Source organism: Pleomorphomonas sp. T1.2MG-36 (assembly GCF_950100655.1).
Classification (GTDB): Bacteria; Pseudomonadota; Alphaproteobacteria; order Rhizobiales; family Pleomorphomonadaceae; genus Pleomorphomonas.
In genome coordinates, this window is the sequence record NZ_CATNLY010000012.1 from 147,464 (window position 1) to 164,966 (window position 17,503).

Consider the following 17,503-nt stretch of genomic DNA (forward strand, 5'->3'; position numbering starts at 1 on the left):
CGTATCGCCGACGCTTGTCGCAAACCTCTCCCGCCTCAGCGGTCGGGTACGAAGGGCTTGCCCAGGCTGCTGGGCGTATTGAACAGCGTGGCTCGCCGATTGCCGGAAATGGCAACCAGCACGATCACCGTGGCAAGGTAGGGCAGCATGGCCAGGAACTGGGACGGGAAGCCGAGGCCGAGCGCCTGGGCATGGAACTGCAACACCGTCACCGCGCCGAACAGGTAGGCGCCGATGGCGGCCCGCCAAGGCATCCAGGAGGCAAACACCACCAGAGCCAGCGCGATCCAGCCGCGGCCGGCGGTCATGTTCTCCACCCACAGCGGGGTATAGGCGACCGACAGATAGGCGCCCCCGAGACCGGCCATGGCACCGCCGAAGAGGACCGCGAGATACCGCACGCCGATCACCGAATAGCCGAGGGCGTGGGCCGAGGTGTGGTTGTCGCCGACGGCGCGCAGGATCAGGCCGGCGCGCGTGCGGTTGAGGAACCAGAAGACGGCGAACACCGCCGCAAAGGACAGGTAGACGAGAATATCCTGCCCGAACAGGATCTTGCCGACGAACGGCAAGGTGGTGAGGCCGGGGACGTCGAGACTCTGGAGCTTGATGCCGGGCTGGCCGACGAAGCTTTCGCCCATCAGCCCCGAGAGGCCGAGGCCGAACAGCGTCAGCGCGAGGCCGGACGCCACCTGGTTGGCAACCAGCGTCAGCGTCACGAAGGCAAAGATAAGCGAAACCAGCATGCCGGCAATGGCGCCGCCGACGATGCCGAGCAGAGGGCTGCCGGTGGAAATGGTCACGGCGAAGCCGGCGACGGCTCCCATCACCATCATGCCCTCGACCCCGAGGTTCAGGACGCCGGATTTCTCCACCACCAGTTCGCCGATTGCGGCCAGCAGGAGCGGCGTCGCCGCCGTGATGATGGTGAGGATGATGGCCTCAAGCATGGGCGCCCTCCCCCTCGCGACCGGTGACCAAGCGCACCTTGTAGAGGATCAGGGTATCGGCAGCCAGCACGAAGAACAGCAGCACGCCCTGGATGACGGTGGCGAGCTTGGACGACATCTGCAAGGAGGTCTGAATGGCCTCGCCGCCAAGATAGGAAGAGGCGATGACGAGGCCCGCGATCAGGATGCCCACCGGATTGAGGCGACCGAGAAAGGCGACGATGATTGCCGTGAAGCCGTAACCCGGCGAAATCACCGGCTGCAGTTTGCCGATCTCGCTCATCACCACCATTATGCCGGCAAGGCCGGCCAGCGCGCCCGACAGGGCGAAGGCGAAAGCCGTCATGCGGCGGTTGGAGAAGCCGGCGAAGGAGCCCGCGCGCGGGCTCTGCCCCAGAACGCGAATTTCGAACCCCTTCAGCGTCGAGCGCATCACCACCGCCAGGACGACGACGAGGAGCAGAGCGATCGGCGCGGAGAGATTGAGATAGATGCCTCCGACGTCGACGGCATTCAGCACCGCCCACTCGTGGAAGTCGATGGTGATCGGGAAGTTGTAGCCTTGCGGGCTGCGCCAGGGGCCACGGACCATCCAGTCCAGGAACAGGTTCGAGCAGTAGACCAGCATCAGGCTGGTCAGGATCTCGTTGGTTCCGAAGACGGTCTTGAGCTTGGCGGGAATCAGCGCGAACAGCGCGCCGCCGGCCATCGCCATCAACAGCATCAGCGGCAGAACCACCGGACTGACGAAATTCGGAAACAGGATCGGCAGGATCGATCCGACGATGGCACCGATGGTGAGCTGCCCCTCGGCGCCGATATTCCAGTTGTTGGAGAGGTAACAGACGGAAAGGCCGAGCGCGATGATGACGAGCGGCGTGGCCTTGGTGATCAACTGCTCGAGGCCCCAGAGCGAGGTGATGGGCTCCAGGAAGAAATACCAAATGCCCGTAAGGGGGCTATGCCCCTGCGCGGCAAAAACGATCCCGGCGAACACCACCGTCAGCGCCACGGCGACGACAGGTGACAACACGCTCATCAGCCGGCTCTTCTCGGTCCGCTTGACCAGTTCCAGGCGCATCATGCCGCCGCCGCTCCCTTTTTCTCGGCGCCGCCGGCCATCAGCAGGCCGACCTTTTCCGGCGTCAGCGTATCGGCATCTTCCGCCCGCGACAGATAACCGCGCGACATGACCGCGATGCGATCGGCGATCTCGAAGATTTCGTCGAGATCCTGCGAAATGACCAGAATGGCGGCGCCCTTGCGCGACAGATCGATCAGCGACTGCCGGATCACGGCCGCCGCGCCGGCATCCACACCCCAGGTGGGCTGGGCGACGATCAGGATCCTCGGCGTACGCTCCACCTCGCGCCCGACGACGAACTTCTGCAGGTTGCCGCCCGACAGCGACCGAGCCTCGGGGTCGACCACGCCCTTGCGGACGTCGAACAGACTGGTGACCGTCTCGACGATGCGACCGGCCTTGCCGAAGCGGGTGAACCCGCGCCGGGCGATGCCTTCGCCGGTACCATGCCGGGTGAGCACGACATTTTCGGACAGCTTCAGTGCTGGGACGGCACCATGGCCGAGGCGTTCCTCCGGCACGAAGGCCGCGCCGAGCAGGCGCCGCTCGTTGATGTCCATCAGCCCGGCCGCTTCGCCGGCGAAGATGACCATGTCTTCCTTGTCGAGCAGTTCCTCGCCCGACAGCGCGTCGAACAGTTCCTTCTGACCATTGCCGGCGATACCGGCGATGGCGACGATCTCGCCGGCACGAACCGACAGGTTGATGCCCTGAAGCGACACGCCGAAGGCTTCCTGCGAGATCTGCGTCAAGCCCTTGAGCAGGATGGCTTCCGGTCCGAGCTTGCCCTTCTCGCGGGTCACGCGCGTGATCTCGTTGCCGACCATCAGCTGAGCGAGCGTGTTCACCGTCTCGTTGGCCGGGTCCGCCTCGGCCACCACCTTGGCGCGGCGCATGATGGTGGCGTGGTGGCAGAGCGCCCTCACCTCCTCCAGGCGGTGCGAGATGTAGAGAATGGCGCAACCTTCCTCGGCAAGGCGCCGCAGCGTCACGAACAGCTGGTCGGCCTCCTGAGGCGTCAGCACCGACGTCGGCTCGTCCATGATGATCAGTTCGGGATTTTGCAAAAGGCAGCGAACGATCTCGACGCGCTGCCTTTCGCCCACCGACAGGTCGGCGATATGGGCGTTCGGGTCGAGCGGCAGGCCGTAATTGCTGGAAACGCGGGCGATGGTGTCGGCAAGTTCGCCCGTCGCCCTGCAATTGGGAAGCGCCAGGGCGATGTTCTCGGCCACCGTCAGCGCCTCGAACAGGGAGAAATGCTGGAACACCATGCCGACGCCGAGCGAACGGGCCTCGGCCGGAGAGCCCACCGTCACCGGCTGCCCCTTCCACAGAATTGCGCCGCTGTTGGGCTGCAGCGAACCGTAGATGATCTTGACCAGCGTCGACTTTCCCGCGCCGTTCTCGCCGAGCAGCGCATGGATTTCGCCGGGCATGATCTTCAGGGATACGCCATCGTTGGCGGTAAAGTTGCCAAAACGTTTGGTAACGTGACGGACCTCAAGAAGCGGCGTGTCACCCCCCACCCGGCGGAGCATTTTTCCGGTGCTGTCCCCAGTCCCTTCGCCCATCAGAGCCGTCGTCCCCGTTTCACCGCGCTTTGTCTATTTTCTGTGCAGCATAGAAGCACGATTTCGCCCATCGGACGCGCCAAAAGATTCAGCCGGAATGTCCGAATAAATGGGCAGGCTGCTTAATTTCTGAGCTAACGACCGCCCCTCCGGCAACGAACGTCCTGTCGGGGGTCCTACGCAGTTTCTCGTCGACAATCAACAGCTCTGCCACAACGGAAACGGCGATATGCTCGGGTTCTTTCGAGGTTATCCCCGGTACACCGATCGGGCAGGTGAAAGCCCTGATATGAGTTTCCGGATGGCCGAGTTCGGCGAGGCGGTGCTCGAAGCGAGCACGCTTGGTGCGCGAGCCGATCAATCCGACGTAGGGGAATCGGTCCTCCGACAAGGCCGCGTGCAGAATATCGAGATCGAGGCCGTGGTCGTGGGTCATGATCAACACGAAGGCATCGGCGGGAGCGGCCTTGAGCTCCGCCGCCGGCGTGCCGGCGACCACCTGGTCGAGCCGGGCAAGCGGCAGATTGGGAAAAGCGTGCGGCCGTTCGTCGATCCAGCGGACATGGAACGGCAGCGGCGCCAGCGCCAGCACCACGGCCCTCCCCACGTGTCCGGCGCCGAACAGCAGCAACTCGCGCAAGGGCTCGCCAAAACTCTCGTCGATCCGGCCATCGTCGATGATGGCTGTCGGCTCGCGTCGCTCGGCCCCGATCACGGCCCGCTCGATCGGGGCGCTGCCGACGCAACGGCCGGTCGTCTGGAAAGGCCCCGCTGTCTCGGCCCTCGCGAGTTCCGCGACAGCGGCCAGCCGGGCAATCGTGAAGGTCTCGATCATCACGCTGACGGCGCCGCCGCAACACTGGCCAATGGAGGGACCAAGGGCCAGATCGAGACGCTCGCTGCCGTCTTGCCCCGCATGCAGGGCTGCGATGGCGCGCTCCATCGCATCGAGTTCCAGCCTGCCGCCGCCGACGGTACCGGAGATCGCGCCAGCGATCGACACCACCATGCGAGCGCCGGCTTCGCGCGGCGTCGACCCTTTCGCCCCGACAACCGTCACCAGAGCCGCGACGCCGTCACGGGTCAGGAGACGATGAAGCGGGGCGAAGATCTCTTTCATGCCTCGCCCCGCCGCATGACCGACACGGCCCGCATGATCGCCTCGGGCGTCGTCGGCGCGTCAAGTGGCGGAACCGCGCCGGGCTTCAGGCTGGCGACCGCGTCGAAGACAGCCGAAAACACCGAGCAAGCCAGCATCAGCGGTGGCTCGCCAACCGCCTTGGAGGAATGGATGGTCTCTTCGCGGTTGGCGCCTTCCCAGAGGCGGGTGTTGAAGACGGTCGGCACGTCGCCGGCCGTCGGGATCTTGTAGGTGGACGGCGCATGCGTCGCGAGCCGGCCTTTGTCGTCCCACACCAGTTCCTCGGTGGTCAGCCAGCCCATGCCCTGGACGAAGGCGCCCTCGATCTGACCGATGTCGATCGCCGGATTGAGAGATCGGCCGCAGTCGTGGAGGATGTCCACCCGATCGACCTTCATCTCGCCCGTCATGGTGTCGATGGTCACCTCGGCGCAGGCAGCTCCGTAGGCGAAATACAGGAACGGACGCCCCTCCGCCTTCTGGCGATCCCAGTGGATCTTGGGCGTGGAATAGAACCCGGAAGCGGAAAGCTGGACGCGGCCCTCGTAGCAGGACTTGGCCAGATCGGCGAAGGACAGCGAGCCGCCGGCATGACTAACACGGCCGTCGGCAAACACCACGCTCTCCGGCGGCGCATTGGTTGTCGCCGTCAGATGGGCGATCATCCGCTGCTTGATCTCGTCGCAGGCGGCGAGCGCCGCCATGCCGTTGAGATCTGAGCCGGACGAGGCGGCCGTCGCCGACGTGTTCGGCACCTTGGACGTGTTGGTGGCCGTGATACGCACCCGGTCGAGCGGTATGCCGAACGCTTCGGCCGCCACCTGCGCCACCTTGGTGTTGAGCCCCTGCCCCATCTCGGTGCCGCCATGGTTCAGATGGACCGAACCGTCGGCGTACACGTGCACCAATGCTCCCGCCTGGTTGAGATGGGTCAGCGTGAAGGCGATGCCGAACTTGAGCGGCGTCAGCGCGATGCCCTTGCGAAGAATGCGATTCTTCGAGTTGAAGGCGCGGCATTCCTGCCGGCGCTTGGAGTAATCGCAGGAGCGCTCGAGATCGGCCACCAGTTCGGGCAGGATGTTGTCCTCGACCTTCTGGCCGTAGGGAGTCACATCGCGGCCGGGGCCGTAGAAGTTGCGCTTTCGGATCTCCAGCGGATCGATGCCGGTGACGATGGCGAGCGTGTCCATGATGCGCTCGGCGGCGAGGACGCCCTGCGGGCCGCCGAAACCGCGGAAGGCGGTGTTGGTCACCGTGTTGGTCTTCAGCCGCTCCGACTTCAGCGCGACGTTGGGATAGAAATAGGCATTGTCGGCGTGGAACAGCGTGCGGTCGTTGACGCCCCCCGAGAGGTCGGCCGAGTAGCCGCAGCGGGCCATGAAATCGATGTCGGCGGCCAGGATCTTGCCCGAGCTGTCGTAGGCGACGGAGAAGGCCGTCGTCATGTCATGCCGCTTGCCGGTCATCACCATGTCGTCGTCGCGGTCGAGCCGGAGCTTGCACGGCCGCCCCGTAACCCTCGCACCCAGCGCGGCAAGACACGCCCACTGGCTCGCCTGGCTTTCCTTGCCGCCGAAGCCGCCGCCCATGCGCCGGACTTCCACCGTCACCATGGCGCTCGGCAGGCCGAGCATGTGGGCGACGCAATGCTGGACCTCGGACGGGTGCTGGGTCGACGAATAGACGTGCACGTCGCCCGTCTCGCCGGGAATCGCCAGGGCGACCTGCCCTTCGAGGTAGAAATGCTCCTGCCCGCCGTTGCGGATGACGCCGTCGAATCGCCGCTGGGCGCTGGCGAAGGAGCGCGCGACGTCGCCACGGCCATAGCCGTAGTCATCGAGCACGCGCAGCCCCTTGGCCTTCGCCTCCTCGACCGTCAGCACCGGCGGCTCCGCCTCGCCCTCGAACAGAGCCAGCCGCGTCGCCCGGCGGGCAGCGTCGCGCGTCTCGGCCACGACGCAGAACAGTACCTCGCCCCAGAACTCCACCTCCTTGTCGGCGAGGATCGGGTCGCCGCCGATCGACGTCGACCAGTCGTTGCGGCCGGGAATATCTGCCGCCGTCAGCACGGCGACGACGCCCGGCGCCTGCCGGACGCGGGACAGATCGATGTCGCGGATGCGGCCGCGCGCCATGTCCGGGCAGAAGCCCGGCGCAAGGTGCAACGTACCGGTCGGCTCGACCATGTCGTCGATATAGATGGCGCGACCGGTGACATGCAGCACGGCGCTGTCATGGGCGGTCGAGCGATGGACGACTCGTTCGACGGCCGCCTCGGGAATCTCGGACTCCGGCGCGTTCATCAGGCAACCTCCGATTCCGGGGCCTCGCGGCGGCCGATGACGCGGGTGCGGCTCGTCGGCGCGCCGGCACATTCGACCAGTGCCTTGGCAAGCAACGCCTTCGCCGTTTCCATGCGGTAGGCCGACGAGGCGCGCATGTCCGAAATCGGCGCATAGTCCTCGCCAAGAGCCTCGATGGCCGCCCCCCAGCTCGCCGCCCGCGCCGGCTGAGCGCCGGTCAGGCGCGCCTCGGCGTTGAGGGCGCGCCTGGGCGTCGCCGCCATGCCGCCAAAGGCGATGCGCGCTTCGGTGATGACGCCATCGTCGATGGTGAAGCGGAATGCTCCCATCACCGCCGAGATGTCCTCGTCGAAGCGTTTGGAAATCTTGTAGGCGCGAAACACTTGGTTCGGCGCCAGCTTGGGCACGAGGAGGCCGGCAACGAACTCACCCGGCTGACGGTCCTGCTTGCCATAGGCGATGAAATAGTCCTCGAGCGGCAACGCCCGGCCATCCTCGCCATGGGCCAGTTCCAGCGTGGCGCCAAGGGCGATTAGCGCCGGCGGCATGTCGCCGATCGGCGAACCGTTGGCAATGTTGCCGCCGATGGTACCGACCGCGCGCACCTGCCGCGAGCCGACGCGACGGATGAGCTCGCCGAGGTCGGGATCGAGATCGGCGAAGACGCCGGCAGCGTCCTCGTAGGTCACGCCGGCGCCGAGAATCAGTGCGTCGCCGACATCCTCGATCTGCCGGAGCGCCGAAACGCGGCCGACATGGATCACCTGCGAGATCGGGCGCATGCCCTTGGTGACCTTGAGCCCGACGTCGGTGCCACCGGCGAGAAGCGTCGCCTCGGGGTATTTCACGACCAGTTGCGCCAGCGCCGAGAGGCTGGCCGGCGCAGCAAAGAAGGCGTTGTTGGAACCGATGAACACGTCTTGGCCATCGGCGAGAAACTGCAGGAGACCGGCGGTCTGCGGCATGGCCTCGACGAAGCGATCGGCCGGCGGGTCAGCCATGGCGGCAAGCGCGGCATCGACGATGGGGCGGTAACCGGTGCAGCGGCAGAGATTGCCAGCGAGCGCGGTGACGATCTCGTCGCGCGGCAGCGGGCCGTCGCGGCCCTCCTGATGGTAGAGCGCAAAAAGGCTCATGACGATGCCGGGCGTGCAGAAGCCGCACTGTGAGCCATGGGCATCGACGATCGCCTGCTGCACGGGATGCAGCCGGCCGTCTGGCCAGGCGATGTCCTCGACGGTGACGATTTCCTTGCCGTCCATCGCACCGAGGAACTGGATGCACGAATTGACCGGACGATAGACGACCCGGCCATCCTTCCAGTCCCCGATAACGACGGTGCAGGCGCCGCAATCGCCCTCGTTGCAGCCCTCCTTGGTGCCGGTGGCGCGTTCCCGGAGGCGCAGGTAGTCAAGCAACGTCTCTGTCGGCCCGATATCGTCGATTTCGACGATCCGCCCCCGACGGACGATGCGGATGGAGTCGCGCATGGGCTCAGCTCCCGCGATAGGTTGAATATCCGTAAGGCGAGATCAGCAGCGGCACATGATAGTGGGCCGAGGCGTCGGCGATACCGAAACGGATGGGGACGATGTCAAGAAAAGCAGGATCGGCAAGGGCATGGCCAGCCGCGCGCAGGTAGTCGCCGGCGTGAAAGACCAATTCGTAGGTGCCAATGACGAACGTGGCGCCGGAGAGCAGCGCGCCATCGATACGACCGTCATTGTTGGTGATCGCCTCGCGAACAAGGTCGCGAGCACCATCCGGACGAACCGCCCAGAGCTCTATCCTCAAGCCGGCAGCCGGGCGGCCGGCCGCCGTGTCGAGCACATGGGTCGTCAGACGCCCCTCAGCCAACGCTCAGCCCTTCCCTGTTGGCGCCGGCAGAAAGCCGGCTTCTGTCGCAGACGTTTTGTCTGGCACGACTTGCGGCCTTTAGGAAGGCCCATTTCCGGAAACAGACCGGCCGATCGCGGGTTTTCCAGTCGGAAACCACGGAGGATCGGACAGAAAATAGTATGATAAACCAAACCTGTCGCACGACTTTTTAAAGTGAAGAATCAGGATACGAAACGGGCGCCGGAGCGAAAAAGCCGCCGACGCCCGCCGAAAAATCAGTGCAGAATCTGGCCGAGGAACAGCTTGGTGCGCTCGTGCTTGGGATTGGAGAAGAACTCCTCGGGCTCGTTCTGCTCGACGATCTGCCCCTGGTCCATAAAGATGACGCGGTTGGCGACCTGACGGGCGAAGCCCATCTCATGGGTCACGCAGATCATGGTCATGCCTTCCTCGGCGAGGCCGACCATGGTGTCGAGCACCTCCTTGACCATCTCGGGGTCGAGGGCCGAGGTCGGCTCGTCGAACAGCATGATCTTCGGCCGCATGCACAGCGAGCGGGCGATGGCGACACGCTGCTGCTGGCCGCCCGACAACTGGCCGGGGTACTTGTGCGCCTGCTCGGGAATCTTGACGCGGGTGAGGAAGTGCATCGCCACCTCCTCCGCTTCCTTCTTCGGCATCTTGCGCACCCAGATCGGCGCCAGCGTGCAGTTTTCGAGAATGGTCAAGTGGGGAAACAGGTTGAAGTGCTGGAACACCATGCCCACTTCACGCCGGACTTCGTCGATGCGCTTGAGGTCGTTGGTGAGCTCGATGCCATCGACGGTGATCTTGCCCTTCTGGTGCTCCTCCAGGCGATTGATGCAGCGGATGGTCGTCGACTTGCCCGAACCGGACGGGCCGCAGATGACAATGCGCTCGCCGCGCTTGACGGAGAGATTGACGTCGCGCAGCACATGGAATTCGCCAAACCATTTGTTGACGCCGATCATTTCAACGGCGGTCTCGGAAGCAGGCGTGGAGGCTAAGGCAGTGTCGGCCATGAATAGGTCCCTTTGGCGGCAGGCGGGCGGCGAAAAAGATGGCCGGCTATCGCTTGCGTCCGGTGTTGAGCTTTCTCTCCATGTACATGGAATAGCGTGACATCGAGAAACAGAAAACCCAGAAAACGGCAGCCGCGAAGATCAGGCCCGTCGGGGCGATCGACGGCGTCGACCAGTTTGCGTCGGAAAAGTTCCGCTGGATCGATCCGAGGAGATCGTAAAGGCCGATGATCATCACCAGCGAGGTGTCCTTGAACAGCGAGATGAAGCTGTTGACGATGCCGGGAATGACGATCTTGAGGGCCTGCGGCAGAATGATCAGGCGCATCGACTGCCAGTAGCCCAGGCCGAGCGAGGCGGCGCCTTCATATTGCCCCTTGGGTATGGCTTGAAGGCCGCCGCGAATGGTTTCGGCCATGTAGGCGCCGGTGAACAGGGCGACGCCGATCAGGGCGCGCAGAAGCTTGTCGAAGTTGACGCCGGTGGGCAGGAACAGCGGCAGCATCACCGACGCCATGAACAGCACAGTGATGAGCGGGACGCCGCGCCAGACCTCGATGAACACCACCGACACGATCTTGATGAAGGGCAGTTTCGATCGCCGACCGAGCGCCAGCAGGATGCCGAGCGGCAGAGAAGCGACGATGCCGGTGATCGCCACGACCAGCGTCACCAAAAGGCCGCCCCAGTTGGACGTCTCGACGACCGGCAGCCCGAGTCCACCGTAGAGCAGCCAGAAGGTGGCAACCGGGAAGGCGGTCAGCATCAGCCACACGCCTTCGCGTCGGCGCGGCATCCTGGGGATTGCCACCCAGGCGAGACCGAGGAAGAAGCCGATCATCACCAACGACGGTCGCCACCGCTGATCGGCGGGGTAGGAGCCAAACGTGAACTGGGCCAGCTTGGCGTTGACGAAGGCCCAGCAGGCCCCCACCGTCTCGCCATCCTTCGGCAGGCAGGCCTCGCGGTTGGTGCCCGTCCAGACCGCGTCGACGAACAGCCAGCGGATGAGCGGCGGCAGCAGCCAGGCCAACAGAAGCAGCATCGACAGGCTGATGACGATGTTGAGGGGCGAGGAGAAAAGGTGCTTGCGTGCCCAGCCGGGGAAACCGCCAAGCGACGCCGGCGGCGCTTCGGGCTCCAGGAAGTCGCGGCGGACGAAGACGGTATCTGTTTCGATGCGGCTCATGACCGTCTCCCTCAGCGTTCCACCAGCGCCACGCGGGCATTGAACCAGTTCATCAGTGCAGCGGTGATGAGGCTCAGGGCGAGATAGACCGCCATGGTGATGGCGATGACCTCGATGGCGTGGCCGGTGATGTTGAGCGTGGAACCGGCGAACACCGCCACCAGATCCGGATAGCCGATGGCGAGCGCAAGCGACGAGTTCTTGGTGAGGTTGAGGTACTGGCTGGTAAGCGGCGGGATGATGACCCGCATGGCCTGGGGAACGACGATGAGGCGCATCGTCTGCCGGTTGCGAAGACCGAGGGACTCCGCCGCCTCGGTCTGCCCGGAGGACACGGCGAGGATGCCGGCGCGCACCGTCTCGGCGATGAAGGACGCGGTGTAGAGCGAGATGCCGAGCAGCATGGCGATCAGTTCGGGGTGGACAACCATGCCACCGACGAAGTTGAAGCCCTTGAGTTCGGGAAGTTCGAACGAAAGCGGCGCGCCGAGAGCGAGGAAAACAACCAACGGCAGCCCGATGACGATACCAAGCGAAGCCCGGAAGACCGGGAAGGGCCGACCGGTCGCCGCCTGTCGGCGCCGGGCCCAGCGCGCCAAGGCCCAAGCTATGCCGACAGCCGCCAGGAGGCCCCACATGACGACGTCAAAACTCTCGCCGACGATCGGCCGCGGCATGGTCAGGCCGCGATTGGAGAGATTGGTCGATAACGGCAGCATATAGCCTTGCCGCGGCCCCGGCAGGACCGAGAGCACCGCCTTGTACCAGAACAGAAGCTGGAGAAGCAGCGGGATGTTGCGCAGCGTTTCGACATAGACCGTGGCGGCTCTCGCCAGCATCCAGTTGCTGGACAAGCGGGAAATGCCGACGACGAAGCCGATGATCGTCGCAAAGACGATACCGAGCACCGACACGATGATCGTGTTGAGAAGACCGACCTTGAAGGCTTGGGCGTGCGAGGAGTCCAGCGTGTAGTCGATGGGCTTCTGCGAGATGTCGAAGCCGGCCCGCATGTTGAGGAAATCGAAGCCGAACGGGATGTTGGCGGCCCGCAAGTTGGCGGCCGTATTGTGAACCACCCATATGGCGAACAGGATCAGGGCCAACAGCACCAGCCCCTGGAACACCCAGCCACGGATCGTCTCATCGTAAAGAACGGCACGAACCCAGGATCGAGGCGGTTCGCCAGCCGTCTTGTCTCGGAGCGTCATGTCAGGCCTCGAGAGTGGGCGCCAGGCAGGCGCCGAAAGCACTTTTTATCACACGCAAGGAGCGCCGCCCGCGGTCGTGCCACGATTGGTCGAGCGGTCGAGCAGGCACACCTCCGCCTCGCCGGCCGAAGACGACCATGCCAGGCGCGGCATGAGCCGACGCATCCCATTGATACGAAAGATGGGAAGCGCCCACTCCGGGCGCTTCCCCTCGCCTACCCGATCAGCGGATCGGCGGAGCGTACTGCAGGCCGCCCTTCGTCCAAAGAGCGTTCAGGCCGCGAGCGATCTTGAGCGGCGAACCCTCGCCGACATTGCGCTCGAAGGACTCGCCGTAATTGCCGATACCCTTGATGATGTTGTAGGCCCAGTCCTTGTTGAGGCCAATCGGCGTTCCGAAGTCGACGCCCTCGCCAACGCCGAGAAGACGCTGCACCTCGGGGTTTTCCGACTTCTTCATTTCGTCGACATTGGCCTGGGTCACGCCGAATTCCTCGGCGATCAACATGGCGTAGTGGCTCCAGCGGACGATGGACTCCCACTGGTCGTCGCCCTGGCGAACGGCCGGCCCGAGCGGCTCCTTGGAGATGATTTCCGGCAGCACGATGCTGTCGTCCGGGTTGGTCATCTTGAGACGGATCGAATAGAGGCCGGAGGCGTCGGTGGTATAGGCGTCGCACCGGCCGGCGTCATAGGCCGCATCGGCCTCTTCCTGCTTTTCGAACACCACGGCGTTGAAGGTCAAGCCGTTCGACTTGAAGTAGTCGGCAAGGTTCAGTTCGGTCGTGGTGCCGGACTGCACGCAGACCGAGGCGCCATTGAGATCCTTGGCAGAGGAGACGCCGAGCGCCTTCTTCACCATGAAGCCCTGGCCGTCGTAGTAGTTGGTGCCGGTGAAGGTGATGCCGAGCTGCGTGTCGCGGCTCATGGTGTTGGTCGAGTTGCGGGCCAGCACGTCGATTTCCTTCGACTGCAGGGCCGTGAAGCGTTCCTTGGCGGAAAGGCCGGTGAACTTCACCTTGGACGGATCGCCGAAGACGGCGGCGGCGACGGCACGGCAGGCATCGACATCGAGGCCCTTCCAGTTGCCGGCGTCATCGGGCGCGCCAAAGCCGGCAAGGCCGGTGCCATTGACGCCGCACTGCACGAAACCCTTGGCCTTGACCTCATCAAGGGTACCGGCCGAAGCGGCAAGAACGCCGCTCCCCACGAAAGCGGCACCGAGCAGAAGAGTCTTGAGTGTGTTGGAACGCATGAATGTCTCCCCTGATGACCAAAGAGACCCGGCGTGTAGGTGCTTTTGTTTTTTTCGACACCCGCCTCGATTGCCAGAGCGCCGGAGCGCACCCAATCCGCCAAGCCCGTTCCTGAAGCAACTCCCGTCGATCGATCCTTCGCCAGCAAAGCGGAGGCATAGAAACCGTTGGAAGCCGCTCCACGCCCGCCAAACCGACAGGCTTCTCAATTACTAGATTACAAATTATGCCGATGGTCAATCGTAAAGCGCCTTGAAATGAACACGAACTACACATGCGCAAATGATAATCGAAACATCGCCTACGAAATGAGCAAATAGATTATTTTTTGTCCAAGCATCAGGTTACTTAAGAAGATCTGGAACACCTACTCAACACAGATCAAAAACCTCACCGGCGAATTCTGAAAAAGGCGACGGCATCGCCACGCGTTTCCACGTAGACGCTCATGATTTCGCGTTTTTACGGAGTCTGACACGCGGCGCGCCGCCACGTTGCGTCAATGATGGACGCACATGAGACTCCACCCCGCCCCGCAAGGTCGGGGGTGAAGCTCATCACTTTGTCCAATCCGGCTCAGGCCTTGGGCTGGAAGGTGTGCTCCGGGCCAGGGAAGCTGCGCGCCTTGACCTCTTCGGCGTAGGCGGCCGCCGCCTTGGACACTTCGGCTCCGAGATCGGCGAAACGCTTGACGTGACGAGGGATGAACTCGTTGTAGAGGCCGAGCATGTCCTCGCTGACCAGGATCTGGCCGTCGCACTGGGGCGATGCACCGATGCCGATCACAGGAATCGGTGCCTCCGTGGTGATCTCGCGGGCAAGCGGCTCCATCGTTCCCTCGATCACGAAAGCGAAGGCGCCGGCTTCGGCCACCGTGCGGGCGTCCGCCTTGATCTTGGCGGCCTGAAACTGGTTGCGCCCCTGCGTCTTGTAGCCGCCGTAGACGTTGACCATTTGCGGCGTCAGGCCGATGTGGCCGAGCACCGGCACGCCGCGCTCGGTGAGGAAGCGGATGGTCTCGCCCATCTCCTCGCCACCTTCGAGCTTCACCGCCTGGGCGCCCGTCTCGGCGAGAACGCGCGACGCCGAACGAAATGCCTGCTCGCGCCCTTCCTGGTAGGAGCCGAAGGGCATGTCGACGACCACCAGCGACGTCGTCGAGCCGCGGACCACGGCGGCGCCGTGGGCGATCATCAGATCGAGGGTCACCGGTAGCGTGGTGTCGAAACCGTAGACCACCATGCCGAGCGAGTCGCCGATCAGCAAGAAATCGACATGCGGGTCCAGCAGCGCGGCCATCGGCGCCGTATAGGCGGTCAGGCTGACGATGGGCCGCACACCCTTGAGGGCCTTGATATCGGCGACCGAGGTACGGCGGGAGCGGACGGGAGCACTCATCTCAAAACCTCCGGGAACGGGGTCCGGGCTGTGTCTCTTCAGGAAACGGCGACAACGCGCTGATCGATGAGGCGCGTGCGACCGATACGAACGGCGATCATCAGTGCAATCGCCGGAGGCGGAGTCTTGGGGTCGATCGGCTCAAGCGTGTCCGCCGCGGCGATGGCGATGAGGTCAGGCTCGGCGAGCGGTTCGGCGTCGAGAACCCCGCGAATGATCGCCTCGATCTTGCCTGGGTCCGCGAGACCGGTGCCAATGGCCTTGGCGGCCGCGGCGAGCGAGCGACTGAGAACGGGCGCGGCGGCGCGTTCGTCCGCCGACAGATAGACGTTGCGTGACGACAGCGCGACACCGTCGGCATCGCGCACCGTCGGCACGCCGACGATGTCCAGCTGGAAGGAAAGATCGGCGACCATGCGCCGGATCACCTGAAGCTGCTGATAGTCCTTCTCGCCGAAATAGGCACGGTCCGGCTGGACGATATTGAACAGCTTGCCGACCACGGTCGCGACACCACGGAAATGGCCGGGCCGGCGCTCCCCCTCCATGCAAGCCGAGAGACTTTCCACTTCTATGTGGGTGACGATAGGACGCGCGTACATTTCCTCGACCGACGGCGCGAACACGATGTCGGCGCCGTGGGCGGCGAGCAGCTTGCGGTCGGCATCGAGGTCGCGCGGGTAACGAGCAAAGTCCTCGTTGGGCCCGAACTGCAACGGATTGACGAACACCGACGTCACGACGACGTCATTCTCGGCCCTTGCCCGGTCGACGAGGCTGGCGTGGCCGCGATGAAGATAGCCCATGGTCGGCACCAGACCGACGCTTTTCCCCGCCCGCCGCGCCGGCTTCAGCCGATCGCGGAGCCCGGCAATCGTGGTCACGGTTTCCAGCGGCAATCTTCCCTCCAGCGGCATTCGCTTGGTGCGCCCTTTTAATGCCGTGAAAAACGCTTTGTCACCCAAGAATTAGGCAGGAGGGCAAAAAGGCGGTCGAGAAATGCGAGCATCGCGCCCTCCCCGCCGAGCGTTTCCTGTTTATTCGCAATTGTGTAGAATTTTAGGAGTTTGGCTGGCGAGTTATTCATATCGTAACGTTCAAGATGTCACAAAAGGCTGCTCCGTGCGGTTTTATCCGCGAGATCAGCAACGATATCCTAGGGGTTGCGTAAACTACATACCGCAGCCGAGACCTGCATGAGGTTGAATGATGTCTGGCCACCGCACTTGCGACCGGTCCGCTAAGCGTCTCGATCCGGGTGCATTCGTCGCGGACATCCGCGGCTCCATTGGCATTGTCATGGCGATCGCCCTGGTGGCGCTCCTGGTAGCGGTCGGCGCCGCCGTCGATCTGGCCCAAACGCTGCGCGCAAGGGAAATCCTGCAAGGCGCCCTCGACCAGGCAACCATCCGCGCCGCGCTGACGACCGGCTCTGGCTATGTGGAAGCCGGTCGGGCAACCCTTGCCGTCAATCTGACGGATACCGGCGTCGCCGAGGAGAATCTCGGATCCAGCTTCACCCGCAACGCCGATGGCAGCGTTTCCGGCACGGCAACCATCACCGTGCCGCTCTCCTTCATGGGGATCATCGGCAAGAACGAAATGTCGGTCGGCGTTACCGCCAAGGCCACGCCGAAGACGACCACGGCGACTGCGCCGGCCGGCACGGTTTGCATCCTGCTCACCTCGAAGAACTCGCAGGCACTGCTGGTCAACTCCGGAGCCACGGTCCTTGCCACGGCTTGTGAAATTCACGTGCAGTCGAGCGCGAGCGGCGCGGCAATATTCAACTCCGGAACGACGATCAACTCGAAGAAGATCTGCATCAAGAGCGCCAGCATCATCGACAATGGCGGCACCCACCCCAACCTCGAAAAGAGCTGCTCGCCGGCGAACGATCCCTACGCCGCAACCCTGCCGGCCGTCACGGTCGGCGCCTGCAACTTCAACAGCCGCAACATCGACACCGCCACCTATTCGTTCGAGCCGGGGGTCCATTGCGGTGGCGTCAACTTCAACAGCTCCAAGACCGTCTCGACGTTCAGCCCCGGCCTCTACATCATCAAGGGTGGCGACTGGAATATCCAGGGAACGCTGAAGGGAACCGGCGTCACCTTCTATTTCGCAGACAAGTCGAAGTTCCAGTTCAACTCCGGAGCCGGTACCTATCTCACCGCGCCGACGAGCGGCACTTATGCCAACATCCTGATGTACGAGAACCCCTCCAACAGCGGCGTGTCGCAATGGCCGTGGAACGACAGCCCCGGGCATGAACTGTCGGGCCTCATCCACCTGACGACCCGTCAACTGACCATGAACTCGGGCATGACGGCCTCGCTCGACAAGGTCACGATCGTCGCCGACTCCCTGATCCTGAACCAGACGACCTGGAATCTGTCCCCCCATGCGACGGCCATTCCCAATGGCTCGACGACGACAACGACAACGACCGACGGCGTCTTCCTGTCGCACTGACGAAAAAGCCCGGAGCTACGGCCCCGGGCTTCGTCTCGGA

General features: G+C 64.0%; 14 protein-coding genes. 1 reads left to right on the plus strand and 13 read right to left on the minus strand.

Annotated features, from left to right (window positions below; all coding sequences use genetic code 11):
- Window positions 1-35: 35 nt before the first annotated feature.
- From QQZ18_RS07655 to panC, 13 genes are all read right to left on the minus strand, one after another.
- Complete coding sequence (locus QQZ18_RS07655; protein WP_284539722.1) at window positions 36-950, minus strand: ABC transporter permease; 915 nt, start codon at window positions 948-950, stop codon at window positions 36-38.
- The gene (locus QQZ18_RS07660; RefSeq protein WP_284541007.1) at window positions 943-2,031 is read right to left on the minus strand and encodes an ABC transporter permease; all 1,089 of its coding nucleotides are present in this window, start codon (window positions 2,029-2,031) and stop codon (window positions 943-945) included. Before QQZ18_RS07660 ends, QQZ18_RS07655 begins: the two co-directional genes overlap by 8 nt.
- Complete coding sequence (locus tag QQZ18_RS07665; RefSeq protein ID WP_284539724.1) at window positions 2,031-3,575, minus strand: ABC transporter ATP-binding protein; 1,545 nt, start codon at window positions 3,573-3,575, stop codon at window positions 2,031-2,033. Before QQZ18_RS07665 ends, QQZ18_RS07660 begins: the two co-directional genes overlap by 1 nt.
- Before the next feature lie 121 nt (window positions 3,576-3,696).
- Entirely contained in the window at window positions 3,697-4,728 is a 1,032-nt protein-coding gene (gene xdhC, locus QQZ18_RS07670; RefSeq protein WP_284539726.1) for a xanthine dehydrogenase accessory protein XdhC, read from the minus strand.
- Window positions 4,725-7,052, minus strand: a complete 2,328-nt coding sequence (gene xdhB / locus QQZ18_RS07675; protein WP_284539728.1) for a xanthine dehydrogenase molybdopterin binding subunit — start codon at window positions 7,050-7,052, stop codon at window positions 4,725-4,727. The genes xdhC and xdhB overlap by 4 nt, the downstream gene beginning before the upstream one ends.
- Window positions 7,052-8,542, minus strand: a complete 1,491-nt coding sequence (gene xdhA / locus QQZ18_RS07680) for a xanthine dehydrogenase small subunit (protein ID WP_284539730.1) — start codon at window positions 8,540-8,542, stop codon at window positions 7,052-7,054. Before xdhA ends, xdhB begins: the two co-directional genes overlap by 1 nt.
- A 4-nt stretch (window positions 8,543-8,546) precedes the next feature.
- Entirely contained in the window at window positions 8,547-8,909 is a 363-nt protein-coding gene (gene uraH, locus QQZ18_RS07685) for a hydroxyisourate hydrolase (protein ID WP_284539732.1), read from the minus strand.
- A gap of 257 nt (window positions 8,910-9,166) precedes the next feature.
- Complete coding sequence (locus QQZ18_RS07690) at window positions 9,167-9,934, minus strand: amino acid ABC transporter ATP-binding protein (RefSeq protein WP_284539734.1); 768 nt, start codon at window positions 9,932-9,934, stop codon at window positions 9,167-9,169.
- 46 nt (window positions 9,935-9,980) lie between these two features.
- Window positions 9,981-11,123: an amino acid ABC transporter permease gene (locus QQZ18_RS07695; protein ID WP_284539737.1), complete on the minus strand. Its 1,143-nt coding sequence runs from the start codon at window positions 11,121-11,123 to the stop codon at window positions 9,981-9,983.
- An 11-nt stretch (window positions 11,124-11,134) separates the two neighbouring features.
- A complete protein-coding gene (locus tag QQZ18_RS07700; protein ID WP_284539739.1) occupies window positions 11,135-12,334 on the minus strand; it encodes an amino acid ABC transporter permease in 1,200 nt (399 codons plus the stop codon).
- A 223-nt stretch (window positions 12,335-12,557) separates the two neighbouring features.
- Window positions 12,558-13,589, minus strand: a complete 1,032-nt coding sequence (locus tag QQZ18_RS07705) for an amino acid ABC transporter substrate-binding protein (RefSeq protein ID WP_284539741.1) — start codon at window positions 13,587-13,589, stop codon at window positions 12,558-12,560.
- A gap of 577 nt (window positions 13,590-14,166) precedes the next feature.
- A complete protein-coding gene (gene panB, locus QQZ18_RS07710; protein WP_284539743.1) occupies window positions 14,167-14,988 on the minus strand; it encodes a 3-methyl-2-oxobutanoate hydroxymethyltransferase in 822 nt (273 codons plus the stop codon).
- Window positions 14,989-15,026: 38 nt separating this feature from the next.
- Window positions 15,027-15,881: a pantoate--beta-alanine ligase gene (gene panC / locus QQZ18_RS07715; protein ID WP_284541008.1), complete on the minus strand. Its 855-nt coding sequence runs from the start codon at window positions 15,879-15,881 to the stop codon at window positions 15,027-15,029.
- A 316-nt stretch (window positions 15,882-16,197) separates the two neighbouring features.
- Between panC and QQZ18_RS07720 the strand changes: the two genes are divergently transcribed.
- Window positions 16,198-17,463: a TadE/TadG family type IV pilus assembly protein gene (locus QQZ18_RS07720; RefSeq protein WP_284541009.1), complete on the plus strand. Its 1,266-nt coding sequence runs from the start codon at window positions 16,198-16,200 to the stop codon at window positions 17,461-17,463.
- Window positions 17,464-17,503: the final 40 nt, after the last annotated feature.

Excerpts from the sequence above, each read along its gene's own strand:
- QQZ18_RS07655 (WP_284539722.1), bottom strand. The coding sequence starts at position 950 with ATGCTTGAGGCCATCATCCTCACCATCATCACGGCGGCGACGCCGCTC.
- QQZ18_RS07660 (WP_284541007.1), bottom strand. The coding sequence starts at position 2,031 with ATGCGCCTGGAACTGGTCAAGCGGACCGAGAAGAGCCGGCTGATGAGC.
- QQZ18_RS07665 (WP_284539724.1), bottom strand. The coding sequence starts at position 3,575 with ATGCTCCGCCGGGTGGGGGGTGACACGCCGCTTCTTGAGGTCCGTCAC.
- xdhC (WP_284539726.1), bottom strand. The coding sequence starts at position 4,728 with ATGAAAGAGATCTTCGCCCCGCTTCATCGTCTCCTGACCCGTGACGGC.
- xdhB (WP_284539728.1), bottom strand. The coding sequence starts at position 7,052 with ATGAACGCGCCGGAGTCCGAGATTCCCGAGGCGGCCGTCGAACGAGTC.
- xdhA (WP_284539730.1), bottom strand. The coding sequence starts at position 8,542 with ATGCGCGACTCCATCCGCATCGTCCGTCGGGGGCGGATCGTCGAAATC.
- QQZ18_RS07690 (WP_284539734.1), bottom strand. The coding sequence starts at position 9,934 with ATGGCCGACACTGCCTTAGCCTCCACGCCTGCTTCCGAGACCGCCGTT.
- QQZ18_RS07695 (WP_284539737.1), bottom strand. The coding sequence starts at position 11,123 with ATGAGCCGCATCGAAACAGATACCGTCTTCGTCCGCCGCGACTTCCTG.
- QQZ18_RS07700 (WP_284539739.1), bottom strand. The coding sequence starts at position 12,334 with ATGACGCTCCGAGACAAGACGGCTGGCGAACCGCCTCGATCCTGGGTT.
- QQZ18_RS07705 (WP_284539741.1), bottom strand. The coding sequence starts at position 13,589 with ATGCGTTCCAACACACTCAAGACTCTTCTGCTCGGTGCCGCTTTCGTG.
- panB (WP_284539743.1), bottom strand. The coding sequence starts at position 14,988 with ATGAGTGCTCCCGTCCGCTCCCGCCGTACCTCGGTCGCCGATATCAAG.
- QQZ18_RS07720 (WP_284541009.1), top strand. The coding sequence starts at position 16,198 with ATGTCTGGCCACCGCACTTGCGACCGGTCCGCTAAGCGTCTCGATCCG.